General features: G+C 64.4%; 24 protein-coding genes. 14 read left to right on the top strand and 10 right to left on the bottom strand.

Annotation, left to right across the window (positions count from 1 at the left end):
- Positions 1 to 13 precede the first annotated feature (13 nt).
- Together IMX18_RS03215 and dinG are read right to left on the bottom strand one after the other, a co-directional pair.
- Positions 14 to 2,248, bottom strand: coding sequence for a beta-galactosidase (locus tag IMX18_RS03215; protein WP_217190073.1), 2,235 nt, complete (start codon positions 2,246 to 2,248; stop codon positions 14 to 16).
- 81 nt (positions 2,249 to 2,329) lie between these two features.
- Complete coding sequence (gene dinG, locus IMX18_RS03210) at positions 2,330 to 4,474, bottom strand: ATP-dependent DNA helicase DinG (RefSeq protein WP_013973931.1); 2,145 nt, start codon at positions 4,472 to 4,474, stop codon at positions 2,330 to 2,332.
- Positions 4,475 to 4,572: 98 nt separating this feature from the next.
- On the opposite strand from dinG, the gene IMX18_RS03205 reads away from it, so the two are divergent.
- Positions 4,573 to 5,037 (top strand): CopD family protein, encoded by a 465-nt coding sequence (locus IMX18_RS03205; protein ID WP_085721077.1) that lies wholly within the window; start codon positions 4,573 to 4,575, stop codon positions 5,035 to 5,037.
- 151 nt (positions 5,038 to 5,188) lie between these two features.
- Here the strand turns inward: IMX18_RS03205 and IMX18_RS03200 are convergent, their stop codons facing one another.
- From IMX18_RS03200 to IMX18_RS03185, 4 genes are all read right to left on the bottom strand, one after another.
- Positions 5,189 to 5,947, bottom strand: coding sequence for a hypothetical protein (locus IMX18_RS03200; RefSeq protein WP_015271539.1), 759 nt, complete (start codon positions 5,945 to 5,947; stop codon positions 5,189 to 5,191).
- Complete coding sequence (locus IMX18_RS03195) at positions 5,940 to 6,215, bottom strand: DUF1145 domain-containing protein (RefSeq protein WP_013973933.1); 276 nt, start codon at positions 6,213 to 6,215, stop codon at positions 5,940 to 5,942. Before IMX18_RS03195 ends, IMX18_RS03200 begins: the two co-directional genes overlap by 8 nt.
- A 98-nt stretch (positions 6,216 to 6,313) precedes the next feature.
- Positions 6,314 to 7,033 carry a PA1041 family peptidoglycan-binding anchor lipoprotein gene (locus tag IMX18_RS03190; protein WP_015271540.1) on the bottom strand — a complete coding sequence of 240 codons (720 nt, stop codon included), beginning with the start codon at positions 7,031 to 7,033 and terminating at the stop codon, positions 6,314 to 6,316.
- Positions 7,034 to 7,122: 89 nt separating this feature from the next.
- Positions 7,123 to 7,815 (bottom strand): PA1041 family peptidoglycan-binding anchor lipoprotein, encoded by a 693-nt coding sequence (locus tag IMX18_RS03185; RefSeq protein ID WP_003258902.1) that lies wholly within the window; start codon positions 7,813 to 7,815, stop codon positions 7,123 to 7,125.
- A gap of 159 nt (positions 7,816 to 7,974) precedes the next feature.
- On the opposite strand from IMX18_RS03185, the gene IMX18_RS03180 reads away from it, so the two are divergent.
- The 4 genes from IMX18_RS03180 to IMX18_RS03165 are packed head-to-tail and all read left to right on the top strand — an operon-like array spanning position 7,975 to position 9,641.
- Positions 7,975 to 8,469 carry a DUF6231 family protein gene (locus tag IMX18_RS03180; protein ID WP_015271541.1) on the top strand — a complete coding sequence of 165 codons (495 nt, stop codon included), beginning with the start codon at positions 7,975 to 7,977 and terminating at the stop codon, positions 8,467 to 8,469.
- 2 nt (positions 8,470 to 8,471) lie between these two features.
- The gene (locus tag IMX18_RS03175; protein WP_015271542.1) at positions 8,472 to 8,948 is read left to right on the top strand and encodes a YchJ family protein; all 477 of its coding nucleotides are present in this window, start codon (positions 8,472 to 8,474) and stop codon (positions 8,946 to 8,948) included.
- 2 nt (positions 8,949 to 8,950) lie between these two features.
- Positions 8,951 to 9,436 carry an LEA/WHy family protein gene (locus tag IMX18_RS03170; RefSeq protein WP_015271543.1) on the top strand — a complete coding sequence of 162 codons (486 nt, stop codon included), beginning with the start codon at positions 8,951 to 8,953 and terminating at the stop codon, positions 9,434 to 9,436.
- 7 nt (positions 9,437 to 9,443) lie between these two features.
- Positions 9,444 to 9,641 (top strand): SEC-C metal-binding domain-containing protein, encoded by a 198-nt coding sequence (locus IMX18_RS03165; protein WP_003258907.1) that lies wholly within the window; start codon positions 9,444 to 9,446, stop codon positions 9,639 to 9,641.
- Positions 9,642 to 9,695: 54 nt separating this feature from the next.
- On the opposite strand, the gene IMX18_RS03160 is transcribed toward IMX18_RS03165, so the two are convergent.
- Positions 9,696 to 10,892: an MFS transporter gene (locus IMX18_RS03160; RefSeq protein ID WP_015271544.1), complete on the bottom strand. Its 1,197-nt coding sequence runs from the start codon at positions 10,890 to 10,892 to the stop codon at positions 9,696 to 9,698.
- A gap of 154 nt (positions 10,893 to 11,046) precedes the next feature.
- On the opposite strand from IMX18_RS03160, the gene IMX18_RS03155 reads away from it, so the two are divergent.
- The 8 genes from IMX18_RS03155 (at position 11,047) to pdeM (ending at position 22,934) form a co-directional block, all read left to right on the top strand.
- Positions 11,047 to 12,387 (top strand): aminotransferase-like domain-containing protein, encoded by a 1,341-nt coding sequence (locus IMX18_RS03155; protein ID WP_217190074.1) that lies wholly within the window; start codon positions 11,047 to 11,049, stop codon positions 12,385 to 12,387.
- A gap of 378 nt (positions 12,388 to 12,765) precedes the next feature.
- Positions 12,766 to 15,207 carry a penicillin acylase family protein gene (locus IMX18_RS03150; RefSeq protein WP_217190075.1) on the top strand — a complete coding sequence of 814 codons (2,442 nt, stop codon included), beginning with the start codon at positions 12,766 to 12,768 and terminating at the stop codon, positions 15,205 to 15,207.
- 105 nt (positions 15,208 to 15,312) lie between these two features.
- Positions 15,313 to 15,654, top strand: a complete 342-nt coding sequence (locus IMX18_RS03145; protein WP_015271547.1) for a hypothetical protein — start codon at positions 15,313 to 15,315, stop codon at positions 15,652 to 15,654.
- Positions 15,655 to 15,752: 98 nt separating this feature from the next.
- On the top strand, positions 15,753 to 16,769 hold the full coding sequence (locus IMX18_RS03140) for a ligase-associated DNA damage response exonuclease (RefSeq protein WP_015271548.1): 1,017 nt from the start codon (positions 15,753 to 15,755) through the stop codon (positions 16,767 to 16,769).
- On the top strand, positions 16,766 to 18,424 hold the full coding sequence (locus IMX18_RS03135) for an ATP-dependent DNA ligase (RefSeq protein ID WP_100412732.1): 1,659 nt from the start codon (positions 16,766 to 16,768) through the stop codon (positions 18,422 to 18,424). Before IMX18_RS03140 ends, IMX18_RS03135 begins: the two co-directional genes overlap by 4 nt.
- A gap of 223 nt (positions 18,425 to 18,647) precedes the next feature.
- A complete protein-coding gene (locus IMX18_RS03130) occupies positions 18,648 to 19,763 on the top strand; it encodes a succinylglutamate desuccinylase/aspartoacylase family protein (protein WP_015271550.1) in 1,116 nt (371 codons plus the stop codon).
- Between the two features lie 67 nt (positions 19,764 to 19,830).
- A complete protein-coding gene (locus IMX18_RS03125) occupies positions 19,831 to 22,284 on the top strand; it encodes a ligase-associated DNA damage response DEXH box helicase (protein WP_015271551.1) in 2,454 nt (817 codons plus the stop codon).
- The gene (gene pdeM / locus IMX18_RS03120) at positions 22,281 to 22,934 is read left to right on the top strand and encodes a ligase-associated DNA damage response endonuclease PdeM (RefSeq protein ID WP_015271552.1); all 654 of its coding nucleotides are present in this window, start codon (positions 22,281 to 22,283) and stop codon (positions 22,932 to 22,934) included. The genes IMX18_RS03125 and pdeM overlap by 4 nt, the downstream gene beginning before the upstream one ends.
- A 10-nt stretch (positions 22,935 to 22,944) precedes the next feature.
- Here pdeM and IMX18_RS03115 read toward each other — a convergent pair whose 3' ends face one another.
- Complete coding sequence (locus IMX18_RS03115; RefSeq protein ID WP_015271553.1) at positions 22,945 to 23,172, bottom strand: hypothetical protein; 228 nt, start codon at positions 23,170 to 23,172, stop codon at positions 22,945 to 22,947.
- A 93-nt stretch (positions 23,173 to 23,265) separates the two neighbouring features.
- Positions 23,266 to 23,832 (bottom strand): dCTP deaminase, encoded by a 567-nt coding sequence (gene dcd / locus IMX18_RS03110; RefSeq protein ID WP_003258001.1) that lies wholly within the window; start codon positions 23,830 to 23,832, stop codon positions 23,266 to 23,268.
- A gap of 328 nt (positions 23,833 to 24,160) precedes the next feature.
- Between dcd and IMX18_RS03105 the strand changes: the two genes are divergently transcribed.
- Positions 24,161 to 24,370 carry a cold-shock protein gene (locus tag IMX18_RS03105; protein WP_003254922.1) on the top strand — a complete coding sequence of 70 codons (210 nt, stop codon included), beginning with the start codon at positions 24,161 to 24,163 and terminating at the stop codon, positions 24,368 to 24,370.
- A 124-nt stretch (positions 24,371 to 24,494) separates the two neighbouring features.
- Here the strand turns inward: IMX18_RS03105 and apbC are convergent, their stop codons facing one another.
- Positions 24,495 to 25,589, bottom strand: coding sequence for an iron-sulfur cluster carrier protein ApbC (gene apbC / locus IMX18_RS03100; protein ID WP_015271554.1), 1,095 nt, complete (start codon positions 25,587 to 25,589; stop codon positions 24,495 to 24,497).
- Between the last annotated feature and the right edge of the window lie 26 nt (positions 25,590 to 25,615).

Raw genomic sequence — 25,615 nt, 5'->3', positions numbered from 1 at the left:
CGTCAGCCGGTTGCTAGGGCGCCGGTTTTTCCAGTTGGACGCGCAGCTGGCTCATTGCCTGCAAGTTGCTCTTGCGCACGGCATCGACAAACCCCGGGTATGGCATATCGGTGATCGCCACCAACCCTAGGTGACCGTTCTCGCCATCGAGCAGGCGGCCGCTGGCCGGCTGGTCGAGGTACTGGAACCAGTGCGCGCCAACGATCATCGGCTGCGCCAGGGCCGCCTTGAGGAAGTTGCCGTAGGCCGGGCCACGGTCTTCTTCCCGCGCCACTTCCAGCGGCCCCGGCCAGAACGGCCCGCGATCGCGCGAGCCGAACTGGAATTCGGACACCAACACCGGCTTGTCCAGCTCGGCCAGGCGGGTGAAGTCGTAGCCATCCTGCGGCTTGAGGGTATAGAAGTTGAAGCTGAGCACATCGCAGAACTCGGCGCAGGCCTTGACCGCCTCCGGCGTGCTGACGGCATAGCGGCCACCCAGCAGCAAGTGATTGGGCGCATGCCACTTCAACGAGTCGGCAATGGTCCTGAAGTAGGTTTCGGCGAACACCTGCTGGAAGTGCTGGTAGTCACGCTCGATTTCCGGGTGCTCCGGGTTCGGCAACGGTGCCTCGAAGCCCGGGTCCTCCATCAGTTCCCAGGCGCTCAGCTCGATGCCCCAGGCCTTGGACAACCCTTCCTGGTTGCGGTACTTGTCACGCAACTGCTTGAGGAAGGCGCGCTTGGCCGGTACATCGGTAGTCAGGCGCAAGGTTCCGTAGGCCAGGCCGTAACGCGCCTTCGGGTCGCTACCGGGGGCGGCCCAGGACAGTTCGTTGTCGGCGAAATAGCCGATCAGCCAGGGGTCGTCACGGTGATCGCGGGCGGCAATGGCCACGGCGCGCTCGGTGGCCATGGCAAAACGCGGGTCGAACGGGTCGGGCATGCGGCCCCACCAGTCCATGCCGGTGCTGATGCTGGCGTAATCCCCAACTATCGATAGCGGCAAGGTGTACGGCATGCGCCTGGCCTGGCCCAGGGCCGGCTCGCTCCAGTTGCCGACCGTGTTGAAACCCCAGGCCTGCAGGCGGTCGAGCGCATGCGCCTGCCAGCGGGCGGTATCCAGCGCCAATGGTGGGCAGCTTGCCGGCTGCCCCTCTACCGCGGGCGGGCAGGGTTTGCCATAGGTGCGCTGCAGGTTGGCGGCATAGAAATCGAACCAGCGCCCCTGCTTGAAGTTGCGACCTTGCGACGAGGGGTTGCCATCGTCGTTGTTGCCATCACCATAGAATGCGGCCAGTGCATCCCCCTCAACCGGCAACCCCTTGAACATCCCCTCACGCCCGGCGACGTAGGTACGCCCGCCATCCGCGGCGACGGCATTCACCCCCAGGGAATAGAACGGATGCCCCTCGGGCGTTACCAGGTACCAGCGGCCGTCACGCTTTTCGGTGCGGAAGAAGCCTTTGGCCTCGAACGCCGGCCCGGCCAGCAGGCCTCCGTAAGCGTCCAGCTGCTGCTTGCCACGCTCTGCCAGCCAGCCTTTGAGCTGTTGCTGCTCGCGTACATCGGCCGCCTTGAGCTGCTCGTCATTGGTAACCTTTTCTGGCCAATGGCCGCGGGTGGACTGGCCATAGGCATCGATCAGTTCCTGGTAGGCCGCCTTGTATGCCTGGTCGTCATCCTGGATGCCCACCCGCTCGATCAGCAGGTTCTGCGCCACCTTGGGGTTGGGGATACTCAGGCTGACCGACGTCACCTGCTTGAGGTCGACCGCACCCGCGCTGCTGGTCAGCAGCAGGCGCTGGCCGCCATGGTTCCAGGGCATGGGCGGGCCGGCGCGCATGCCTTGGCTCAATGGCGAACTGGCCGTCAGCGGTACCATCACGGTTTGTGCAGGACCGGCCGGAAGGTCGATGCGGCTGGTCAACGTGCGCCCATCACTGCCCTGCACCACCACGTCCACGGTCAGCGCCCAATCCATCGCGCTTTGCAGGCGCAAAGTCAGGAACTGACCGCCGGACCAGTCCCACACACCGCTTTGCGGGCTCAGGCGCAGGGTCGGCCGCTCGGCCGGGTTGAACACCACGCGCCGCAACACTTCACCTTCGGCCGTCTGCTCCGCGTTGTACTGCGGCATGCCGGCATCCTCGGTCGCCACATTGACCACCGAGGCCGGGCGCACGAAGCTGAAAAGCGTCTGCTGCCCAGCCAGCAACGGCGAGCTGAACAACAGGGCAAAAACGGCGGGCAGGGTACGGCGGACCATAAGGCTGGGGCTCTCCTTCAGGGCCCTCATGGCCCACGACTGAGTAATGGACAACGCACCGGAGCAAGTGTGCTCCGGCGGTCAGGAAATCTCCCGCCGGAACGGCGGCAGCGCATTGAGAATAGCCTTGCCGTAGCGCTGGGTGACCAGGCGCCGGTCAAGCAAGGTGATAACACCGCGGTCCTGTTCGGTTCGCAGCAGGCGGCCGCAGGCCTGGATCAGCCGCAGCGAGGCATCGGGCACGGCAATTTCCATGAACGGGTTGCCGCCGCGAGCTTCGATCCACTCGGCCAACGCCGCTTCGACCGGATCATCAGGCACGGCAAAAGGAATCTTGGCGATAACCACGTGCTCGCAGTAGGCACCCGGCAGGTCGACACCCTCGGCAAAGCTGGCCAGGCCGAACAGCACGCTGTGCTGGCCATCGTCGACCCGTGCCTTGTGCTTGTTCAGGGTTTCCTGCTTGGACAGGTTGCCTTGGATCAGCACTAGCTTGCGCCAGTCACGGTCCAGGCCATCGAACACGTCCTGCATCTGCTTGCGCGAGGAGAACAGCACCAGCGCGCCACGGGCATCTTCGACGATGTTCGGCAGTTCGCGGATGATCGCTGCGGTATGCGCCGCCGCATCGCGCGGGTCGGCCTTTAGGTCGGGGACCCGCAGCAGGCCGGCATCGCCATGCACGAACGGGCTGGGCACCACGCAAGTGACCGCGTCACGGGGCAACCCCGAGCGCATGCGGAAGCGGTCGAACTTGCCCAGCGCAGTCAGCGTCGCCGAGGTCACCAGTGCGCCATGTGCCACGCTCCACAGGCTGCGGCGAAGCATTTCGGCGGCCAGGATGGGGCTGGCATTGACTTCGATGTCGAACAGCGCACCGCTCTCGGCCAGGGTCAGCCAACGGGCCATGGGTGGGCTGTCTTCCGGATCTTCGGCGGTAAAGGCCGTCCACAGTTCCCAGTTGCCCTGGGCACGGGTGACCAGGCTACCGAACAGCGGGTACCACTCCTCGGCCTGGTGGCTGGCGATGCCGATGTTGACCTCACCGTCCATGCCTTCCTTGAGCAGGTCGGCCAAGCGGGTGAACAGGTCGTTGAGGCGGGCAAAGCCTTTTTTCAGCTCGATGCCCACTTCGCGAATCTGCTCCGGCACCACGCCGCCTTCAAAGCGGTAGCGCGGGCGCTCACGGCCTTCGTTGTCCTCGCTGGGGCGGAAGTCGGCAACCTGCTCGCACAGGGTGAACATGAACTGCTGCTGGGTGCGCACTTCCCGCGCAAGCTCCGGCACCTGCTCGATGTACTTGCCCAGGTCACCGGGCAGCGGGTGCTGGGCCAGCAGCTTGGTCAGGTTCTTGGCGGTCTGCTCCAGCCAGTCGGCAGTAGAGCGCAGGCGCGAATAGTGGGCGAAATGGCCGATAGCCTTGTCCGGCAGGTGGTGGCCTTCGTCGAACACGTACATGGTGTCGCGCGGGTCGGGCAATACCGCGCCGCCGCCCAGGGCCAGGTCGGCCAGCACCATGTCGTGGTTGGTGACGATCACGTCGACCTTGCCCATGCCTTCGCGGGCCTTGTAGAACACGCACTGCTGGAAGTTCGGGCAATGACGGCCGGTACACTGGCTGTGGTCGGTGGTCAGGCGCGCCCAGTCCTGGTCTTCCAGGGCTTCGGGCCAGCTGTCGCGGTCACCGTCCCAGCGGTTGCCGGCAAGCTTCTCGATCATGCTGTTGAACAGCTTCTGGCTGCGCTCGTCGACTTCGATGTGGAAGCCTTCTTCCTCGAACAGCTGGGCGGTGGCCGACTGGGCGTGGCCCTCCTGCAGCAGGATGTCGAGCTTGGACAGGCACAGGTAGCGGCCACGGCCCTTGGCCAGGGCGAAGCTAAAGTTCAGCCCGCTGCTGCGCATCAGGTCGGGCAGGTCCTTGAAGACGATCTGCTCCTGCAGCGCCACGGTGGCGGTGGCGATCACCAAACGCTTGCCGGCGGCCTTGGCGGCCGGAATGGCAGCCAGGCTGTAGGCCACCGTCTTGCCGGTACCGGTGCCCGCCTCCACTGCCACCACGGCAGGCTCGCCGGCACGGCGGCCTTCTTCGTCGCAGGCGATGTCGCCGAGCACCTTGGCCACTTCGGCGATCATCAGGCGCTGGCCATAGCGCGGCTTGAGGCTCTTGGCTTCGAGAAAACGCGTATAGGCGCCCTGGATGGTGGCTTTGAGTTCGTTGCTGATCATGGTCTGCAGGCGCCCGGAGGGCTGGATATATTTTCAGTGTTTCGCATGGGGCGGCTATCATACCCCGCTATTGCCCTTTATGCCGCATGGAGATCCGGATGCTTGCCTTTGCCCTGCCCTACACACTGCATGTCCTGGCCGCCCTGGTGTGGGTCGGCGGCATGTTCTTCGCCTGGCTGGTGCTGCGCCCGGCAACGGTTGCAGCCCTTGAAGGGCCTGCCCGGCTGCGCTTGTGGGTGGAAGTTTTCCGACGCTTCTTCGGTTGGGTCTGGCTGGCAGTGGCGATTTTGGCGATAAGTGGTATCGGCATGTTGCACATGCGCTTCAGCGGCTTCGAGACTGCACCGAAATATGTGCAGGTGATGATCGGCGGGGGCATCGCCATGTTTGCCCTGTTCATGCGCATCCAGGCGCTGCTGCTGCCGGAATTGAGGGGGGCAGTGCAGGCCGAGGACTGGCCGGCGGGTGCGGCAGTGCTGGGACGGATTCGGCGGATGGTGGGGATCAACCTGCTGCTCGGTCTGGCGGTGGTAGCCGTGGCCAGTTCGCGGCTGATGTTCTGACAGGATCTGCTCGGCCCCTGTAGGAGCGGCCTTGTGTCGCGATGGGCTGCGCAGCAGCCCCGGCATTTTGTGCGAAGGCGCTGAAATCCTGGGGCTGCTGCGCAGCCCATCGCGACACAAGGCCGCTCCTACAGGGGGGCGCGGCAAGGCTTCAGAGGCGCTGCAGAATCAGCTCACCTACAGCGCCGGCCAACCCAGGTTGGCCCGGCTGCCCCGGCCGGCCGTTGGCGCCGGCGTCTGTGCGGTAAACCAGGCAACCCTTGCTAGCGCCGCCCTTGCCGGCCTTGCCAGCAGCACCGGCCTTGCCCGGTGCGCCGCCGTCCAGGCGGACCACGATGCGTTCCTGCGGGAAGCCCTGCGGCACGCTCAGGCGGATGCGCCCACCCGGCGCGCCATCGTGCCCGTTGCCGCCGTCATCGCCGTTGGCACCGCGGCTGGCCTGGCCCCAGGTGCAGCCACCGGCCTGGCCGTTGGCGCCATCCAGCCCCACGTACCCCGGCGCACCGGCACCGCCACGGGCATCGATGGCCAGGCGCTCGGCATCCACTTCAGCCAGTTTCAGGTCCAGGCTGCGGCCTGACCGGGCCCCCCGCTGGTAAGTACCCGCCGCTCCCGGCGCACTGAATTCGCTACCCTCACCCAGCCGCGCACTGCGCGCCTCGATCAGCAACGGGCTATCGGAAGGTGCAATGGCGATACGCGCATCGCGCCCCAGCTCCAGCTGGTCGACCTTCAATTCCGCGAGCGTGGCAGGCAGCAGCAGGGTTGCGGCATCGGCGACACGCAACTGTGCCAGGTGCACGCTGGCAGACTTGTCGGGCAGGCGCAGCATGGAATTGGCAGCGACCTCCAGGCTTTCGGCCTGGGCCAGGGGAGCGGCCAACATGGCCAATAACATCAGATTACGCATTTCGCGGCGCCTCCTGCACACGGGGGATGGACATGACATGGAAGATACCCGTCAACAGGATCTGCAAACGATCGAACCAGCGGTGGCTGCGGCCGCGCAAGCTGCCATTGAAGAACAGCACTTCAAGCAGGTGCAGGCCCAGCAAGGTGATGCCGGCGGCGTTGATCAGCAGGTTGAAGGGCAAGGGTTGTGGCATGAACTGATTGAACAGCACCACCCCCCAGAAAGCGACAGTCAGGACCTTGCCCAAGCCCAGGATGAACTTCATATCCCGCCCCCATGGATTGTTGTTATGTCGAGACGGCCCGTTCGAGCGGGCCGTGCGACCAACATTAACTGCAATGCCCGGACAGGCGCCAGCACCACTCAGTTGAGGTGCAGTTCCACCCGTCGGTTGCGGGCACGGCCCTCCTCGCTTTCGTTGTCGGTGAGCGGTTCACTCTCGCCGCGCCCCTGGCTGGTGACCTTGCCCGCCTCCAGCCCCTGGCCGATCAGGTAAACGGCCACGCTGCTGGCGCGGCGTTCGGAAAGTGCCTGGTTGTAGCTGTCGGAGCCGACGTTGTCGGTATGCCCGATCACGCTTACCTTGGCCACCGTCGGTGAATCGAGTTTTGCCACCAGGCCTTGCAGACGCTGCTGGGCCGCCGGGGTCAGCTCGGCGGAATCGAAGGCGAACATCACCGCGCCGTTGTCATCCAGGATGATCACCTCCGGCGAGGGTTCAGGTTCAGTGGCAGGCGGCGATGCGGGGTACACCCTCAACGGGCAACCCATGTGGTCGACCGCAGTGTTGGCGGGGGTATCGGGGCAACGATCACGGCGGTCGAAAATGCCGTCGCCATCTTCGTCGCCATCCTGGGCGTAACAGATCAGGCCCCCGGCGATGGCGCCAAGGGCACCGCCGCCAGCCGCCCAACTCGAACTTTCGATGGCGCCCAGGCCACCACCGACCAGGCCGCCGAGCAGGCTGCAGATGGGCCAGGTCCTCTGGTTGAGCGGCGCGCTGCCATCGCTGTGGGTGGCGCAGCCCGCTAGCAGGCTGGCAGCCACCAACAGCGGCAGCGCCGCCTTCGACGTCACACTCATGCTGAATGCTCCTGTGTCATTGGCCACGGACGGCTGACCGCCGTGAAGACGCGCCCGTGCCACTGCTCAAGGCACGGGCGCACGCCGGTCTACCGCTGGATCTTGATCTCGGTACGGCGGTTCATGGCACGCCCCTCGGCCGTGGCGTTGTCTGCCACCGGCTGGGTTTCACCAGCACCGACCACCGACACGAAGCTGCTGCGCGGCACACCGCTCTCGACCAGGTAATCGGTCACCGAGTGGGCACGGCGCTCGGACAGTTTCTGGTTGTAGCTGTCGGAGCCGACGCTATCGGTATGGCCGCTGACGCTCAGGCGGGCGGACGGCGCCTCCTGTTTCAGGCGCGTGGCAATGGTGTTGAGGCGCTCCTTGTCGCTGGCGGTCAGGCGCGCAGAGTCGAACTCGAAGTGCACATCGCGGATGACGATGACTTCTTCCTTCTGCACCACCACTTCCTCGACCACCGCGGCCGGCTCCGGTGGGCAGCCGTTGGCATCGACCTGCACACCGCGCGGGGTGCCTGGGCACTTGTCACGGCTGTCCGGCACACCGTCACCATCCTCGTCGCCATCGCCATGGGCCCAGCAATAGCCCGCCGCCAGGCCACCGCCCAGCAACGCGCCCCAACCAGCCCAGCTGGAGCTCTCGATGGCGCCCAGGGCAGCGCCGCTTACACCCCCGACGGCGGCACATTTCGGCCAGTCGGTCTTTTGCAAACCTGCACAACCAGTCAACACACTGGTGAGCAGAACCAGGGGTATCGCTGTGCGTACTATGCTCATTTCATTGCTTCTCCTAGGGGGAATCGGCATAAGGCCGATTTCAGGGAGTAAAGACCGAGCATCTGATCCCTGCCACCAATAAGCCACGACACAGTCACATGCCTCTTTGCCCGCACGCTGCGGCCCGCTAGTCTTGGATGACTTCAACGAGGATTGGCAATGACCGACGGTTTTTCCCAGCGCACCCCGCAGCAGGCCTTGGCGGCCCTGCTCGATCGCTTCACTCCGCAACGCCTGCTGCTGGTGGGCACGCGCTTCCCGGCGCTGGACGCCTTCGCCCAGGCGCACCCACAGGTAACCATCGCCACGGCCGCCCCAGGCCCGCTGCCGGCAGAACTGGCAGCCCAGCGCTTTGACCTGGCGGTACTGGTGGACTGCCTGGAGCACCTGCCAAAACGCACCGGCCTGGAATTGCTCGGTGGCATTCGCAACCTCAATGCCAGCCGGGTCGCTGTGCTGGCCGACCTGGCCGCCTGTGGCTGGCAGGACACCGATTTCTTTGCCCTTGCCCTGTCGGCCAGCGAGAAATTCCGCCGTGACCAGCAGGTATTGAGCCTGTTCACCTATGATCTACATGACTACAAGCAGGTACCGGACTGGCTGAATGCCAAGTTCTGGGCCAACCCTGAAAACTTCGGCAAGTACTGGTGGTGATGATGAGTGTCTCGGTCTGCCCTTGTGGCAGTGGCAACCTGCTCGACGCCTGCTGCGGGCACTACCATGCCGGCACCCCGGCGCCGGATGCCCAGGCGCTGATGCGCTCACGCTACAGTGCCTACGTGCTGGGCCTGGTCGACTACCTGGTGGCCACCACCCTGCCGGCCCAGCAAGCCGGCCTGGACCGTGCCGCCATGGCCGCCTGGAGCGCCCAGAGCACCTGGCTGGGCCTGGAGGTGGAAAGCGCAGAGGTGCTGGGCGGCCAGCCAGAGCACGGTTTTGTCACCTTCACTGCACGCTGGCACGACCAGGAGGGTGACCATCAGCACCGCGAGCGCTCGGCATTCGTCCAGCACGCCGGGCGCTGGTACTTCATCGACCCCACGGTCGGGCTCAAGGCCGGGCGCAACGACCCCTGCCCCTGCGCCAGCGGCCAGAAGTTCAAGAAATGCTGCGCCAGTTACGTGGGTAGCTGACCATGATCGCCCGCACCCGCCCGCTGCTGCTCGCCACCCTGATGGCATGGCTTGCACTGCTGGCGGGCTGCGCCAGCTGGGGCGGTGACGACTGGCGCGAACCCGAGGTGCACCTGGTCGAGGTGGAGACGGTCAAGGCCAGGTTGCTGGAGCAGGAGTTCGTGCTGCATCTGCGAATCGACAACCCCAATGACAGCCGCCTGTTCATCCGCAACCTGTCGTATGCCATACGCCTCAACGACCTGTTGCTGGTGCAGGATGAAACCAGCGTGTGGCGCAGTGTCGGCGGGCATGCCCGGCGTACTTTCAAGATCACCGCACGGACCAACCTGTGGCAGCACCTGAAACCGCTGGCCAAGCTGCTGAAAAGCGAACAACCACTGCATTACAGCCTGCAGGGCGAGCTGGCGACCGGGTTGCTCATCCATCGGGACCTGCACTTGTCGCGCAGTGGTGAGATAATCCCCGGCGATTACAAACCGGAGTGACCCTGCAATGTCCCAGCAACCCCACGTTCATGGCCCTGACTGCAACCACGATCATGATCACCACCACGATCATGGCCATGTACACGGCCCGCACTGCAACCACGGCCACCAGGAGCCGGTACGCAACGCCCTGAAGGACGTTGGCCGTAACGACCCATGCCCGTGCGGTAGCCAGAAAAAGTTCAAGAAGTGCCACGGCGCCTGACCTGAACAGCACTCGCGCGTCCCTGCTGCGGGCCGCGCGGAGGGTAGCCGGGGTCTAACTGGCCCTGGCAGGCCCTGAAACCTTGCGCTGCAGCAACCCTGCGGTGGCCATGAGCAGCACGATGCAGAGGGCCATGCAAATGGCATTGGTGCCATCCCAGCCGACCGTACCCAGCAACAGCGATGGGCTGAATGCACCAACGGTCGCGAACACCGCAATGGCCAGATCGTTCTTCCCCTGCATCTGCATCGCTGCCGGGCTGTTTTGCAGCGTCTGCGCCAACAGCGCCCCACCGCCCACGTAGGTCAGGTTCCAACCCAGGCCCAGGGCTATCAGTGACAAGGTCATCATCGCGTAGCTGTGCGACCACATGTTCATGGCCGTGCAACCGATCAGCAGGCACAGGCCGAGACAGATGGTGGCCCTGATGCCGAGCTTGTGGATGATGGCGCCGGTGAAGAACGACGGCGCAAACATGGCAATCACATGCCATTGAATCGCCAAGCGAACGTCGGAAAAGTCCTCATGCATGTGTTTCATGTGCATGGACGCCTGGATCATCAGCAAATTCATGATGCCGTAGCCCAGCGCGGCCACCGCCATGGCCACGGCAACCACCGGGCTCAGCGGCTCGGCGGTCGTGCCAGCCGGTTTCGCTGCACGGTCGTTACTGGCGGTGCCGGTATCGCCGGGCAGGCAGGCCGCTGTCAGCAACGACATCACCGCCAGGCCGACAAAAGCGGCGTAGCACAGCGAAAACAGCGGATACCCACCAACGTCCCTCAGCCACTCGGTGAGCGCCGGCCCGACCACGGCAGCGATCACCCCACCGGCCACCACCAGGGAAAGCGCCTTGGGCTTCAGGTTCTGGGCCAGATTGTCGGTGGCCGCGAAGCGATTGAAGTTGGCAAACGCAATGTAGATGCCCAATGCCGAATGGCTGATCACCAGCGTCGGGAAGTGCTGGTACTGCACCGCCAGGTAACCACTGATGCCAGACACCGCCAAAGGGACCGAGCCCAGCATGAAGGCGCGCTTGCGGCCAATGCGGCTCATCAGCCTGGAGACCGGATAGGTAGCCAGCATCAGGCAAAGGAACTGGAACCCATAGGGCAAAGTGGACCATGTGGCAGCAGGCGCCAGCGCCGCCCCGACAATGGCCGCCATGGTCACGGACATGACCGCAGTCGTCAGGTTGATCGATTGCGCGGTGAAATACAGGTACGTGCGCCGTGGAAGGGGGCTCGACATGGCGTGTGCTCACGGTTGGTGGACGGGTGGAATTCTGCATTGGAAAGATGCCGACAGGTGCATGGTGGCATCTGCCGCGCCCTGTAGTTCGAACAGTCGACGCGCTTTCCAGTTAACTGTTAGGCTGTTTTTTCTAACAGCTGCTGGACCCGCCATGCGCCCGCACAGCCTTCATGACCAGTTGAAACAGCGCCTCGAAGCCGGCGAATGGCTGCCTGGCCAGCGCATGCCGTCCATCCGCAAGCTGACGGCGGCGGTTGGCTGCAGCTACCACGATGTCGTCTCCAGCTATGCCCGATTGGTAAGCGAAGGTGTGTTGACCGCCATTCCTGGCCGCGGCTACTTCGTCGCCAGCCACACACGGCAAACCGGCACAGTGGATACGCCCGCAGGCATGGCCGACGACCCGCTGTTCAAGTTGCTGCAGGGGGGCCAGCACTACACCAAACTGGGCAGCGGCTGGCTGCCACCCGCCTGGCGAGACACCGAGCTGCTGGCCAGGGCAATTCGGCGCACGGCACGCCTGGAGCAGAGTTCGCTGGCAGAATATGGCGACATCCAGGGCTACCTGCCCATGCGCAAGCAGTTGTGCGTGCACCTGAAACGCCTGACCCGTGTGGATGCCCGGCCAAGTGAGTTGCTGACTACGCTGGGCGCCACACAAGCGCTGGACCTGGTGGCGCGGTTGTTGATCAAGCCAGGCGATCACGTGTTCGTCGACGAGCCTGGCAATGGCAACCTGATCAAGCTGATCCAGTTGGCCGGCGGCCATGTGGTCGGGGTGCGCCGAACCCAGGACGGACCGAACGTTGAAGACATGAAGGAGCACCTGGCCAGGCACAAGGTCAAGGCACTCTTCTGCAACAGCACCTTCCACAACCCGACCGGCGGCAACATCAGCCCGCACAATGCCTTCAGCGTCCTGCGCCTGGCGGTGGAACACGACTTCTTCGTGGTCGAGGACGATGTCTACGGCGACTTCAGCCCGGGTGTGCGCCAGACCTTTGCCGAACTGGACAACCTTGAGCGGGTCATCTACATCGGCAGCTTCTCGAAATGCCTGTCCGCCTCATTGCGCGTGGGCTACATCGCCTGCTCGGCAGAGCTGATGGAGCCGCTGACACGCCTGAAGCTGCTGACCTGCGTGGCGGTACCGGCGTTTTGCGAGCGCTTCGTCAACACCATCTTGTCCGACGGCACCTATGCCCGGCACATGCAAGACCTGCAGCAGCGCCTGATCCGGCAGCAGGCGCAGACCCAGCAGTTGTTGCGGGCGCGTGGCTGGCAATTCGACATAACGCCCCAAGGTGGCATGTTCCTGTGGGTCTACCACCCCGAACTGGCCGACCTGCAGCCCTTCATGCGTCGCCTGGAACAGCACAAGGTGCTATTGATGCCAGGCTCGGCCTTCGCCGTCAGCCGTGACTATCAACGCCTTGCTCGCATCAATTGCACGCACTTTTCCGACGCCGTGGCCGAACATTTCAAGGTTTGAGTGCATGTCTTGATTTTTGAGGTGGCGCGCAAATCGAGCGCCGCCCGCGCGGCGCTTCGCAGCACAAGGCTGCTCCTACATCTGTTTCGGGCCAGTAATGCCTATGCCAGTGCACGCGACCGCCTTGTTCGTACAACGCGATATCGAGCCATGCGCCAAAGCGTTCGCGCACAAACCTCACAGGAATAATTGGCCTGAAACAAATGTAGGAGCAGCCTTGTGCTGCGAAGCGCCGCGCGGGCGGCGCTCGATCTCACAGGCACCACACACCCCACGCCAAGCACAAAAAATAAACCGCCCAGGGACCTTGCACGGCGCCTGCGCGCTCACTACCTTAGCGCCTTTCGAAACCCGCCACGCCTTGCAGGAGCCCTTGTCATGGCCGCCTCCGCCTTTCCTCCATTCCGCCCGCGGTTCGCAACCGCTGCCACGCTGCTCGGCATGCTCGGGCTGGCCGGCTGCCAGACGGGCGGCTACCAGGGCAGCGTGCCACCGACCAGCGGCGTGCAGCCGCTCAAGGGCCTGGCGCAGAACGTCTCGGTACGGCGCAACGCAATGGGCGCACCACTGATCGAAAGCAGCAGCTTCCATGACGCCCTGTTCAGCCTGGGCTATGTGCATGCCGGCGACCGCATCGAGCAGATGGTCGCCATGCGCCTGCTGGCCCAGGGCCGCCTGGCAGAACTGGCCGGCAGCGACGCGCTGGACATCGACCGCCTGATGCGCGCGGCCAACCTCAAGCAAAGCGCCGCCCAGCAGTACGCCGACGCGTCGCCACGGCTCAAGCGCTTCTTCGAAGTGTATGCACGCGGGGTCAACGCCTACCTGTTCCGCTACCGCGACAAGCTGCCCGCCGGCCTGGCCAGCAGTGGATACCGCCCCGAATACTGGAAGCCCGAGGACTCGGCACTGATCTTCAGCCTGTATGCGTTCAGCCAGTCGGTGAACCTGCAGGAAGAACTGAGCGCCCTGACCCTGGCGCAAAAAGCCGGCAGCGACAAGCTGGCCTGGCTGCTACCCGGTGCCCCGGACGAGCCGTTGGCCGAAGCCGAAGTGGACAAGCTCAAGGGCCTGAACCTGGCCAGCCAGTTGCCGGGGCTGCCAGCCCTGGCAGCCGCCAGCCAGAAGCTGGCCGACCTCGACCTTCTGGGCAGCCCGGGCTCGGCCAACCTGGCCCTGGCGCCGCAGCGCAGCCGCAGCGGCAAAAGCTTGCTGGCCTGCGACAGCCGAGCCGCCTGGGCCCTGAGCCCGGTGCAGATCCACACCGGCAAGTACCAGGTCGCCGGCCTGTCGTTGCCTGGCCTGCCGATCGTGCTGGCCGGCTACAACGGCAAGCTGGCCTGGAGCAGCAGCGCGGTCATGGCCGACAACCAGGACTTGTATCTGGAGCAACTGCGCCACCAGGGCAGCCAACTGAGCTACCTCGCCGACGGCAAATGGCTGCCGGCCCGCGCCCGTAGCGAAACCTTCTTCGTCCGCGGCCAGCGCCCGCTGCGCGAGGTGATGTACGACACACGCCACGGCACCCTGCTGGCCCAGCCAGGCAATGCCAGCCTGGGCCTGGCGCTGAACCTGCCACAGTTCAAGGGCGACCGCAGCCTGGATGCGCTGTTCGACCTGACCCGTGCCAAGAGCGTGGAGCGTGCCTTCGACAGTACCCGTGAAGTGACCGCCGCCGCCCTCAACTTCGTCTTCGCCGAACCCGAGCACATCGGCTGGCAAGTCAGTGGCCGCTACCCCAACCGCCGCGAAGGCCAGGGCCTGCTGCCGTCGCCTGGCTGGGACGGGCGCTACGACTGGGACGGCTATGCCGACCCGATGCTGCACCCTTACGATCAGGACCCGCCCGCCGGCTGGATCGGCCACGCCAACCAGCGCAGCCTTCCGCGTGGCTATGGCATGCAGCTGTCCAGCACCTGGTACTACCCAGAACGCGCCGAGCGCCTGGCCCAGTTGGCCGGCAATGGCCGCCACGACAGCCGCAGCCTGATGGCCCTGCAGAACGACCAGACCACCCTGCTGGCCGACAAGCTCAAGCAGATGTTCGACGCCCCGGGCATGGCCCAGCCGCTCAAGCAGGCGATCGACGCCCTGCCCGCCGCACAGCGCGACAAGGCCAGCGACGCGCTGGCCCGGCTCAAGGCCTTCGATGGCCGCCTGAGCCCGGTGTCGGCCGATGCCGCACTGTACGAACTGTTCCTCCAGGAAGTCGCCCGGCAAACCTTCCTTGATGACCTGGGCCCGGAATCCGGCCCGGCCTGGCAGGCGTTCGTCAGCAATGCCCGCTTGTCGTTCTCGGCGCAGGCCGACCACCTGCTGGGCCGCGACGACAGCCCGTTCTGGGATGACCGCAATACCCCGCAGAAAGAAGACAAGCCGGCCATTCTCGCCCGCAGCCTGGCTGGTGCTGTGGATGCCGGCACCGCTCAACTGGGAGCCGACCGCCGCGCCTGGCAGTGGGGCAAGCTGCACCAGTACCGCTGGCCTGCACCGGCCTACCATGGCCTGGGCGATGCCCTCGGTCGCCCGCCGCTGGCTGCCGGTGGCGACTTTACCACCCTGGCCCTGACGCCATACGCTTGGGGCAGCGACTTCGACACCCGCCTGCCGGCCTCGGCACGGATGATCGTCGACTTCGGCCAGGCCGAGCCGTTGCAGGTGCTGACCAGCAGCGGGCAGTCCGGCAACCCGGCCAGCACGCATTACAGCGATGGGCTGGATGCCTGGTTCAAAGGGCGCTTCATGAGCCTGCCACTGCAGCAGCAGAACTTCGGGCAGGCGTATGGCAACCAGCGTTTGACGTTGGTGCCTGGGCGCTAGTGGAGCCTTTCCTCCTTACCGGCAGCCACCCAGCTACCTAGCATCCTCGGTGCCGCACTGTTCCCGGACAGGTGCGGCACACTTTCCATCAAGAGGATGATGAACATGGCTACAGAAACCCTGAAAATTGAAATTTCCTGGCCTGATACGCTCAAAGTTCCAGCTGGCGCTACCGTCAATGCACAACTTTGGCTGGGAACCGCAATCGCCGACTACCGCATGATCAGCGACGGAGATGCCAGCGCCCCTGCGGTTTCTTCACCCGTCACCCTGGAAATCGCTTATGACTCCGAGGACCTACTGCCCGACAGCGTCGATACCACTTGGGATCACTTCCGCGCTTCGCCATATCTGATGCATGACGGCAAACGCCTGAACATCGCCCGCGTCGCCAAGATCAGCATCGAAGAAGCCCGAAAATCGGGCTGGAAGGTCGCTATTTCCTGACGCGGGTCTGGCAGCCCTCAAGAGGGCTGCCTCACACATAGAACTTGTCGCAGGCCTCGCCACTCTGACCTAGCAAGCCCTACTCCAGACGTTGAGCCATGGACCTCGTCATCGCCCGCCCCGAAGGCCTGTACTGCCCGCCCGGTGATTTCTACATCGACCCGTGGCGCCCCGTAGACCGCGCTGTTATTACCCATGGTCACGGCGACCATGCCCGCGTCGGCAACCGCCATTACCTCACCGCCGCCTCAGGTGCCGGCATCCTGCGCAGCCGCCTGGGCCAGGACATCCACCTGCAAACCCTGCCGTACGGCGAACGCCTGCTGCACCATGGCGTAACCCTGAGCCTGCACCCGGCCGGGCATGTACTGGGCTCGGCGCAAGTGCGCCTGGAGTACCAGGGCGAGGTCTGGGTCGCCTCCGGCGACTACAAAGTGGAACCCGACGGCACCTGCACGCCGTTCGAACCGGTGCGCTGCCACACGTTCATCAGCGAATCGACCTTCGGCCTGCCCATCTACCGTTGGCCCAGCCAGGGCGAGATTTTCACCGGCATTAATAACTGGTGGCGCGCCAATAGCGAACAGGGCAAAGCCAGCGTGCTGTTCTGCTATGCCTTCGGCAAGGCCCAGCGAATCCTCCACGGGCTGGACGCCAACATTGGCCCTGTCCTCGTGCATGGTGCTGTCGAACCACTCAACCGGGTTTACCGGGACGCTGGCGTCTACCTTCCGCAAACCCGCTATGTCGGCGATATCCCTCGCAACGACCCGCTGCTGCGCCAGGCACTGGTCCTGGCACCGCCTTCGGCGGGTGGCAGCAGTTGGATGCGCCGTTTCGGCGACTACAGCGATGCCTTTGCCAGTGGCTGGATGCTGTTGCGCGGCACCCGACGCCGGCGTGGGGTAGACCGAGGTTTCGTGCTCTCGGACCATGCCGATTGGCCGGGATTGCTCTGGGCCATCGGCCAGACCGGCGCAGAACGCGTGATGGTCACCCATGGTTCGGTCAATGTGCTGGTGCGCTACCTCATCGAACAAGGCCTCGATGCCCGCGCCTTCGTGACCGAGTACGGTGAGGAAGATGACATTGTGACCACGGAGCCAGGCGCATGAAAGCATTCGCCGAGCTGTACATGAGGCTGGATGCGACCACCTCCAGCACTGCAAAGCTCAAGGCGCTACGCGACTACTTCAACACCGCCCCGCCTGTGGATGCCGCCTGGGCGGTGTACTTCCTGGCAGGTGGCCGCCCCCGCCAGCTGGTGCCTACACGCGTGCTGCGGGAGCTGGCCGGCAGGTTGGCGGGGCTGCCTGACTGGCTTTTCGAGGAGTGCTACCAGGCCGTTGGCGACCTGGCCGAAACCATTTCCCTGCTGGTTCCGGAAAGCCGCCACCCTGGCGACGACGGCCTCGCCCGCTGGGTCGAAGCCCATCTGCTGCCATTGCGGAACCTGCCGGTCGAGGAGATCCAGCAACGCCTGCCGCCTCTTTGGGCCCAGCTGGACCGCCCCAGCCTGATGCTCTGCCTGAAACTCATCACTGGCAGCTTTCGCGTGGGCGTATCGAAGCTGTTGGTCACTCGCGCCCTCGCGCAACTGGCCGGGCTGGATGCCAAACGCGTGGCCCAGCGCCTGGTTGGCTACACCGACATCAGCCACCGCCCGACGGCAGCCAGCTATCAACGGCTGATAGCCCCGGAATCAGACGATGAACATAGCTTGCGTGGCGGCCAGCCCTACCCGTTTTTCCTGGCCCACCCCCTGCAGGTATCAACCGAACAGCTCGATACACTGCTCGGGCCGCCGAGCGAATGGCAAATCGAGTGGAAATGGGACGGCATTCGCGCCCAGGTGGTCAAGCGCGAAGGCCAGCTGTGGGTCTGGTCGCGCGGTGAGGAACTGGTCACCGAACGCTTCCCCGAATTGCACAGCCTGGCGCAGACGTTACCCGACGGTGTCGTGCTCGATGGCGAGATCCTGGTTTGGAAACCTGGTGGCTCAGCGGCTGAGCTGGCTGTGCAGCCATTTGCCCTGTTGCAGCAGCGCCTGGGACGCAAGACCTTGGGCAAGAAGCTGCTGAGCGACGCCCCGGTCGTGCTGCAGGCCTACGACCTGCTGGAATGGCAAGGCGAGGACTGGCGCAGCCGCCCGCAGCATGTACGCCGCCAGCAGTTGGAGCAGGTACTTGAGCAGCACCCATTGGCCCCGGTATTGCTCTCGCCTCTGCTCGAAGGCCAGGACTGGGCCGACCTTGCCCGCCAGCGCGAACAGTCCCGCAGCCTGGGGGTGGAAGGGCTGATGCTGAAACAGCGAGAGGCGTTGTATGGCGTGGGGCGCACCAAGGACATGGGCACCTGGTGGAAGTGGAAGATCGACCCGTTCAGCGTCGATGCCGTGCTGATCTATGCTCAGCGCGGCCACGGCCGGCGGGCCAGCTTGTACAGCGACTACACCTTCGCCGTGTGGGACGCGCCAGCCGGTACGCCGGGTCGGGCACTGGTCCCCTTTGCCAAGGCCTATTCAGGGCTCAGTGACGAAGAAATGCGCAAGGTCGACGCCATCATTCGCAAGACCACGGTTGAAACCTTCGGGCCGGTGCGCAGCGTGACGCCGACGCTGGTGTTCGAGTTGGGCTTCGAGGGCATCGCCCTGTCCAGGAGGCACAAGAGCGGCATCGCCGTGCGCTTTCCGCGGATGCTGCGCTGGCGGCTGGACAAGCCAGTGGAAGAAGCGGATGACCTGGCTACATTGCAGGCGCTGCTGGCCTGAAACCATTTCGATACGGCGTTGGCTTTTTCGCGGGCACGCCCGCTCCCGCAGGTTCATCACAGGCCGGGAGGATTGTGAGGTTCCTTGTGGGAGCAGGCACGCCCGCGAAGAAGCCGACGGGGTAATCGGGGCGCAATCGAAGGAGGCGCAAGCCCGAAAACTGTGCTTCCATCTTTGTGCCGACTGTGTCGCAGACCGTTTTCGCCACGCACCCAGGACCACCATGCACCACTCAACTCACGACCTGCTCTCGCCCGTTCCGGGCATCACCCGCCAGTTGCACAGCTTCCACTTCGGACCTCGCGGTGGCGGCAAAGTCTATATCCAGGCCTCGCTGCATGCCGACGAGCTGCCCGGCATGCTGGTGGCCTGGCACCTCAAAAGCCGCCTGGGTGAACTGGAACAGCAAGGCCGCCTGCAGCGCGAGATCATCCTGGTGCCGGTGGCCAACCCGGTCGGCCTGGAACAAGTGCTGCTGGACGCGCCGCTGGGACGATTCGAACTGCAAAGCGGCGAGAACTTCAACCGTAACTTCGTCGATCTTTCCGACAGCATCGGCGACCAGATCGAAGAACACCTGACCGAAGACCCGGCACACAACCTCGCGCTGATCCGCGAATACCTGCGGCGGGGGCTGGACGCACACCCGGCGCGCACACCGCTGCAGGCCCAACGCCTGATATTGCAGCGCCTTGCCTGCGATGCCGACATGGTGCTGGACCTGCACTGCGACTTCGAGGCGGTCGAGCACCTGTACACCACGCCAGACGCCTGGCCGCAGATCGAACCTCTGGCCCGCTACCTGGGTGCCCAAGCCAGCCTGCTTGCCACCGACTCTGGCGGGCAGTCGTTCGATGAATGCTTCAGCCTGGTCTGGTGGCAGCTGCAACAACGCTTCGGCAAACGTTTCCCGATTCCGCTGGGCTGCTGCTCGGTCACCGTCGAGTTGCGCGGCCAGGCCGATGTCAGCCACGACCTGGCCAGCAAGGACTGCCAGGCGATCCTCGACTTCCTTACCCATGCGGGGGTCATCGAAGGCGCAAGCCCGGCCCTGCCCGCCTTGCGCTGCCCGGCCACACCACTGGCCGCAGTAGAACCGGTGATAACGCCACTGGGCGGGTTGCTGGTGTACCACGCCCGGCCAGGCCAGCACCTGGAGGCGGGCCAGTTGATCGCTGAAGTCATCGACCCGCTCAGCGACCGGGTGACGGCCATCCGCAACAGCCAGCCCGGCCTGCTGTATGCACGTAACGTACGGCGCATGGCTACCGCAGGCATGGTCATCGCCCACGTCGCAGGCGAGCAGGTGTGCCGCAGCGGCTATCTGCTGGCAAACTGATCCGGTAAAACCATTGCGCCTGGCTGGTTGTCTGTAGAAACACAGCCACCGAAGGACCCTATGCCCCATGCCCGCCGCCACCGACCTCGCCAAGGCCTGGTTCGCCAAGCGTGGCTGGAAGCCTTTCGCTTTCCAGCGCCGCGTCTGGGCCGCCGTGGAACGGGGCGAATCCGGCTTGCTGCATGCCAGTACCGGTGCCGGCAAGACCTACGCGGTATGGCTCGCCGCACTGAGGGCCTTCAAGGCCGAAGCCCAAGGACGTCATGCTGCACCCTTGCAGGTGGTGTGGGTTACCCCCATGCGAGCCTTGGCCGCCGACACCGCCCGCGCACTGCAGATGCCGCTGGACGACCTGGGCCTGCCCTGGAGCGTGGGCATTCGCAGCGGCGACACCGGCAGTGCCGAACGTGCCCGGCAAGCACGGCGCCTGCCCAGCGTACTGGTCACTACCCCTGAAAGCCTTACGCTGCTGTTGACCCGGGCACAAGCTCGCGAAGACTTCGCCACACTGCGCCTGGTAGTGGTGGACGAATGGCACGAACTACTGGGCAACAAGCGTGGAGTACAACTGCAACTGGCTTTGGCCCGCCTGCGCCACTGGCACCCGAGCCTGCCGACCTGGGGCCTGTCCGCGACCCTCGGCAATCTCCAACATGCGCTGGACGTATTGCTGCCACAAGGCGGCCTGCTGGTACAAGGCCGACAGGACAAGCAGTTGCAGGTCGATACCCTGCTGCCAACGGCCATCGAGCGCTTCCCCTGGGCCGGGCACATGGGTTTGAAGATGCTCGATCAGGTCAGCCGGGAGATCGATGCCAGCACTAGTTGCCTTGTCTTCACCAACACTCGGGCGCAGGCCGAACTCTGGTACCAGGCCCTGCTCGAGGTACGCCCCGAGTGGGCCGGGCTGATTGCCTTGCACCATGCCTCACTGGCCCGCGATACCCGTGACTGGGTCGAGCGCAGCCTCAAGCAAGGCAACCTGAAGGCAGTGATCTGCACCTCCAGCCTGGACCTGGGGGTGGACTTCCTGCCCGTGGAGCGAGTACTGCAGATCGGTTCCGCCAAGGGCATTGCCCGCCTCGTGCAACGGGCCGGGCGCTCCGGCCATGCGCCGGGGCGGCGCTCCCGGGTGACTCTGGTGCCCACCCACAGCCTGGAACTGGTGGAAGCAGCCGCCGCCAGGCACGCCCTGGCAGCCGGGCACATCGAAGCCCGGCATTCGCCGCGCTTGTGCATGGACGTGCTGGTGCAACACTTGGTAAGCATGGCTTTGGGCAGCGGCTTTCACCCGCAGCAGTTGCTGGCCGAAGTGCGCAGTACCTGGGCCTTCAGCGAATTGCGTGACAGCCAGTGGCAATGGGCGCTGGACTTCGTCTGCCATGGCGGCAGCTCACTCAGCGCCTACCCAGACTACCAGCGCGTCGAGCGCCAGCCCGACGGCACTTACAAGGTTGCCAGCGAACGTTTGGCACGTCGCCACCGCATGAGTATCGGTACCATCGTCAGCGACGCCAGCCTGCAGCTCAAGTACTGGAGCAAGGGTGGTGGGGGCAAGGCGCTGGGCAGCGTCGAAGAGGCGTTCATTGCCCGTTTGCGCCCTGGCGACACCTTGGTGTTCGCCGGGCGAGTGCTGGAACTGGTGCGCGTGGAAAACATGACGGCCTACGTACGCCGCAGTACCGCGCGCAAGGCAGCGGTTGCACGCTGGAATGGTGGCCGCATGCCGCTCTCCAGCGAACTGGCCGACGCACTGGTCGAGCAGCTCGGCGCAGCATCCCAAGGGCGCTTTCAAAGCCCGGAGATGCGTGCAGTACGCCCCCTGCTGGCCTTGCAGGCGCAATGGTCGGCGCTGCCCACCCCCGAAACGCTGCTGGCAGAAACCTTCAAGTCGCGCCAGGGTTGGCACCTGTTCCTGTATCCGTTCGCCGGGCGCATGGCCAACCTTGGACTGGCCAACCTGATCGCCTGGCGGGTGAGCCGCGTGCAGCCGCTTTCGGTTTCGATTGCGGTCAATGACTACGGTTTCGAACTGCTCAGTCCAGGCAAGGTGGACTGGACGACGCACCTGCCGCAGGCACTTGGTACCGAACACCTGCTGGATGATGTGCTGGCCAGCCTCAACGCAGGAGAAATGGCGTTGCGTCGTTTTCGCGAGATCGCACAGATTGCCGGGTTGGTGTTTGGCGGGTATCCGGCGGCGCAGAAAAGCCTCAGGCAGATCCAGGCCTCCAGCGGCTTGTTCTATGAGGTATTTCGCAAGCATGACACCGGCAACCTGCTGCTGGCCCAGGCACGGGACGAGGTGCTGAATGAGGAACTGGAGATCGAGCGGTTGCACCGGCAATTGCTGAAGATGGGCCAGTTACAGCTGGAACTGCGACCACTCAAACGGCCCGGACCGTTGGCATTTGCCTTGCTGGTGGAAGGCATGCGCGAAACGTTGAGCACCGAGAGACTGGCGGACCGGATTGCGAGGATGGTCGCGGAGCTGAACAGTGCGGCGGACGCTACGGAATGACCAACCTTCTACCCATCGAACACCATGGCCAAGTGCTCTGGCTGCTTTCGGACAAGGCCATCTACTGGCCAGCCCGTCATGCTCTGCTGGTGGCCGACGTGCACATCGGCAAGGCAGCAAGCTATCGCGCCTTGCACCAACCGGTACCGCGCGGCACCACCGAGGCGACACTCTCCCGCCTGGATGCATTGCTGGCAAGGCATGATTGCGAGCAACTGATCATTCTTGGCGATTTTCTGCATGCGCGCGCAGCGCAGGCGCCGGCAACTTTGGCAACGCTGCAGGCCTGGCGAGAGCGCCACAGAACCCTGAAAATCGTGCTGATCCGCGGCAATCACGATCGAAACGCCGGTGACCCGCCCGCGTCACTTGGTATCGAAGTCGTGAGCGAACCTTGGCTGTTGGAACCCTTTGCGCTACAGCACGAACCCCGCCCCCACCCGACCCAACCGGTGTTGGCAGGGCACGTACACCCGGTATTCGTCCTGCGCGGCAAGGCTCGGCAACGCCTGCGATTGCCCTGCTTCCTGATCGATGGACAGGTCAGCCTGCTGCCGGCGTTCGGTGAGTTTACCGGGGGTTGGGAAATCGCCCCCACGGGCGCCAGCCGGGTGTTCCTGACCGGGGCAGACCGCGTCTGGCCGCTCTAGCCCGGATCACTCAGGCTACAGGTGCCGGTGGAGGCTCGTCCGGCAGGGTCGGCTCGCCCGGCTCCATGGGTGGTGTATCACCGGGCTCCGGCGGTTGCGGGGTATCCGGGTCAGGCTGGTGGGGCACGCCCCCCGCCTGCATCGGCAGCGGGTGTGCCAGCAGTGACCATGGTAGCAACCCGACGTGGTTGGGCTGCAGGCCTGCCAGCTTGGCACTGATTGCGGGGTGGAGTTTCATTGGCTGCTCCTGGCAAGGCCGCTACGCGTCATGCGCACCGGCGTTATCCAGTTGGAGTGCCAAAGGCGCGGGGAATTCCCCGCGCTTGTCGGCTCAGGTACGCGGCAGGGTGACGCCGCGCTGGCCCTGGTACTTGCCGCCACGGTCCTTGTACGACACTTCACATTCTTCGTCGGACTGCAGGAACAGCATCTGGGCCACACCTTCGTTGGCGTAGATCTTCGCCGGCAGCGTGGTGGTATTGGAGAACTCCAGTGTCACATGGCCTTCCCACTCGGGCTCGAGCGGGGTGACATTGACGATGATGCCGCAACGGGCGTAGGTGCTCTTGCCCAGGCAAATGGTCAACACATCACGCGGAATGCGGAAATACTCGACGGTACGCGCCAGGGCGAAGGAGTTCGGCGGGATGATGCACACGTCGCTCTTGATGTCGACGAAACTGCCTGCATCGAAGTTCTTCGGGTCGACGGTGGCCGAGTTGATATTGGTAAACACCTTGAATTCGTCGGCGCAGCGCACGTCGTAGCCGTAGCTGGAGACGCCGAAGGAGATCACCCGGCTGTCCTGTTCGCCGCGCACCTGGCGCTCGACGAACGGTTCGATCATGCCGTGTTCCTGCGCCATGCGGCGAATCCACTTGTCCGATTTGATGCTCATGGCGGGGTGTCCTGAAGAGTTGCGAGGTGAAAATTCGAGACGCGCATCTTACCGGTCCCGGCGCCCAGGTTAAAGTTCCATGCCTCATCCCGCGCCGGGCGGGGGCTTCAGCCGCCGTCGATCCGAATTTGCGTAAAGCGCCTTCTGACCATTGGCAGGTTGCGGAAAGTGGGGTAAGGTGGCGCCACTGTGCTGCACGTGACACCGAGAATCTCTAGTTTGATGCACGATCCTGATCGGCCCATCGCTGAATTTTCTGCTCTCTTTGCGCTCAGTCCCGGCCAGGGTTTTTCCTGACCGTTATCAAATTGTCCAAGGAGACAGAAAAATGTCCAACCGTCAATCCGGTGTTGTTAAGTGGTTCAACGATGAGAAAGGCTACGGCTTCATCACCCCTCAGTCGGGCGACGACCTGTTCGTGCACTTCAAAGCCATCCAAGCTGACGGCTTCAAAACCCTGAAAGAAGGCCAGGCTGTTACTTTCGTCGCTACCCGCGGCCAGAAAGGCATGCAGGCTGAAGAAGTTCAGATCGCCTAAGTCGATCGAAGCTTCCTAGCTTTCAAAAAACCCGCCTTCCGGCGGGTTTTTTTATGCCTGGCCGAAAGACCGTGTCGCCTGCTTCGCGGGCTTGCCCGCGAAGAGAGCGACGCGATCTGACAGATCAATCTTCGCTGATGGTAATGCTAGGCATCGCCGGCGCAGCAGCTTCCTGCAGCACGATCCGCGCGCCCACCTGACGGGCCAGCTCCTGATAGACCATCGCAATCTGGCTTTCCGGCTCGGCGATCGCCGTCGGCTTGCCACTATCGGCCTGCTCGCGAATCAGCATCGACAGCGGCAACGACGCCAACAGGTCGACGCCATACTGGCTCGCCAGCTTCTCGCCACCGCCTTCGCCGAACAGGTGCTCGGCATGACCGCAGTTCGAGCAGATGTGCACGGCCATGTTCTCCACCACGCCCAGCACCGGGATGTTGACCTTGCGGAACATCTCCACGCCCTTCTTGGCATCCAGCAGGGCCAGGTCCTGCGGGGTGGTGACGATCACCGAACCGGCAACCGGTACCTTCTGCGCCAGGGTCAGCTGGATGTCACCGGTGCCCGGCGGCATGTCGATCACCAGGTAATCCAGGTCGTCCCAGGCAGTCTGGGTCACCAGCTGCAGCAGCGCGCCGGAAACCATAGGGCCACGCCATACCATCGGCGTGTTGTCGTCGGTAAGGAACGCCATGGACATGACTTCCACGCCATGGGCCTTGATCGGCACGAACCACTTCTGCTCGCGAATCTGCGGGCGGGTGCCTTCGGCGATGCCGAACATCACGCCCTGGCTGGGGCCATAGATATCGGCATCGAGAATACCCACTCGCGCGCCCTCGCGAGCCAGCGCCAGGGCCAGGTTGGCAGCGGTGGTCGACTTGCCCACACCGCCCTTGCCCGAGGCCACGGCGATGATGTTCTTGACGTTGGCCATTGCCGGCACCTGGGCCTGGGCCTTGTGCGCAGCCACCACGCAGTCGATCGACACCTGGGCACTGCTGACGCCCTCCAGGTTGCCGATGGCGGTCTGCAGCACCTGGGCCCAGCCGTTCTTGAACAGCCCTGCGGCATAACCCAGTTGCAATTGCACGCTGACCTGGCCGCCCTGGATATCGATTGCGCGCACACAGCCGGCGCTGATCGGGTCCTGGTTCAGGTAGGGGTCGGTGTACTGGCGAAGCACGCCTTCGACGGCGGCACGGGTGACGGCACTCATGGAGACTCCCAATGGCAAACTGAATG

Origin of the sequence: Pseudomonas shirazica (assembly GCF_015168335.1) — a bacterium.
Taxonomy (GTDB): domain Bacteria; phylum Pseudomonadota; class Gammaproteobacteria; order Pseudomonadales; family Pseudomonadaceae; genus Aquipseudomonas; species Aquipseudomonas asiatica.
This window is presented reverse-complemented; position numbering and strand designations above follow the sequence as displayed.

Bases quoted from the DNA above. Each gene is read 5' to 3' on its own strand.
- IMX18_RS03215 (WP_217190073.1), bottom strand. From the start codon at position 2,248: ATGGTCCGCCGTACCCTGCCCGCCGTTTTTGCCCTGTTGTTCAGCTCG.
- dinG (WP_013973931.1), bottom strand. From the start codon at position 4,474: ATGATCAGCAACGAACTCAAAGCCACCATCCAGGGCGCCTATACGCGT.
- IMX18_RS03205 (WP_085721077.1), top strand. From the start codon at position 4,573: ATGCTTGCCTTTGCCCTGCCCTACACACTGCATGTCCTGGCCGCCCTG.
- IMX18_RS03200 (WP_015271539.1), bottom strand. From the start codon at position 5,947: ATGCGTAATCTGATGTTATTGGCCATGTTGGCCGCTCCCCTGGCCCAG.
- IMX18_RS03195 (WP_013973933.1), bottom strand. From the start codon at position 6,215: ATGAAGTTCATCCTGGGCTTGGGCAAGGTCCTGACTGTCGCTTTCTGG.
- IMX18_RS03190 (WP_015271540.1), bottom strand. From the start codon at position 7,033: ATGAGTGTGACGTCGAAGGCGGCGCTGCCGCTGTTGGTGGCTGCCAGC.
- IMX18_RS03185 (WP_003258902.1), bottom strand. From the start codon at position 7,815: ATGAGCATAGTACGCACAGCGATACCCCTGGTTCTGCTCACCAGTGTG.
- IMX18_RS03180 (WP_015271541.1), top strand. From the start codon at position 7,975: ATGACCGACGGTTTTTCCCAGCGCACCCCGCAGCAGGCCTTGGCGGCC.
- IMX18_RS03175 (WP_015271542.1), top strand. From the start codon at position 8,472: ATGAGTGTCTCGGTCTGCCCTTGTGGCAGTGGCAACCTGCTCGACGCC.
- IMX18_RS03170 (WP_015271543.1), top strand. From the start codon at position 8,951: ATGATCGCCCGCACCCGCCCGCTGCTGCTCGCCACCCTGATGGCATGG.
- IMX18_RS03165 (WP_003258907.1), top strand. From the start codon at position 9,444: ATGTCCCAGCAACCCCACGTTCATGGCCCTGACTGCAACCACGATCAT.
- IMX18_RS03160 (WP_015271544.1), bottom strand. From the start codon at position 10,892: ATGTCGAGCCCCCTTCCACGGCGCACGTACCTGTATTTCACCGCGCAA.
- IMX18_RS03155 (WP_217190074.1), top strand. From the start codon at position 11,047: ATGCGCCCGCACAGCCTTCATGACCAGTTGAAACAGCGCCTCGAAGCC.
- IMX18_RS03150 (WP_217190075.1), top strand. From the start codon at position 12,766: ATGGCCGCCTCCGCCTTTCCTCCATTCCGCCCGCGGTTCGCAACCGCT.
- IMX18_RS03145 (WP_015271547.1), top strand. From the start codon at position 15,313: ATGGCTACAGAAACCCTGAAAATTGAAATTTCCTGGCCTGATACGCTC.
- IMX18_RS03140 (WP_015271548.1), top strand. From the start codon at position 15,753: ATGGACCTCGTCATCGCCCGCCCCGAAGGCCTGTACTGCCCGCCCGGT.
- IMX18_RS03135 (WP_100412732.1), top strand. From the start codon at position 16,766: ATGAAAGCATTCGCCGAGCTGTACATGAGGCTGGATGCGACCACCTCC.
- IMX18_RS03130 (WP_015271550.1), top strand. From the start codon at position 18,648: ATGCACCACTCAACTCACGACCTGCTCTCGCCCGTTCCGGGCATCACC.
- IMX18_RS03125 (WP_015271551.1), top strand. From the start codon at position 19,831: ATGCCCGCCGCCACCGACCTCGCCAAGGCCTGGTTCGCCAAGCGTGGC.
- pdeM (WP_015271552.1), top strand. From the start codon at position 22,281: ATGACCAACCTTCTACCCATCGAACACCATGGCCAAGTGCTCTGGCTG.
- IMX18_RS03115 (WP_015271553.1), bottom strand. From the start codon at position 23,172: ATGAAACTCCACCCCGCAATCAGTGCCAAGCTGGCAGGCCTGCAGCCC.
- dcd (WP_003258001.1), bottom strand. From the start codon at position 23,832: ATGAGCATCAAATCGGACAAGTGGATTCGCCGCATGGCGCAGGAACAC.
- IMX18_RS03105 (WP_003254922.1), top strand. From the start codon at position 24,161: ATGTCCAACCGTCAATCCGGTGTTGTTAAGTGGTTCAACGATGAGAAA.
- apbC (WP_015271554.1), bottom strand. From the start codon at position 25,589: ATGAGTGCCGTCACCCGTGCCGCCGTCGAAGGCGTGCTTCGCCAGTAC.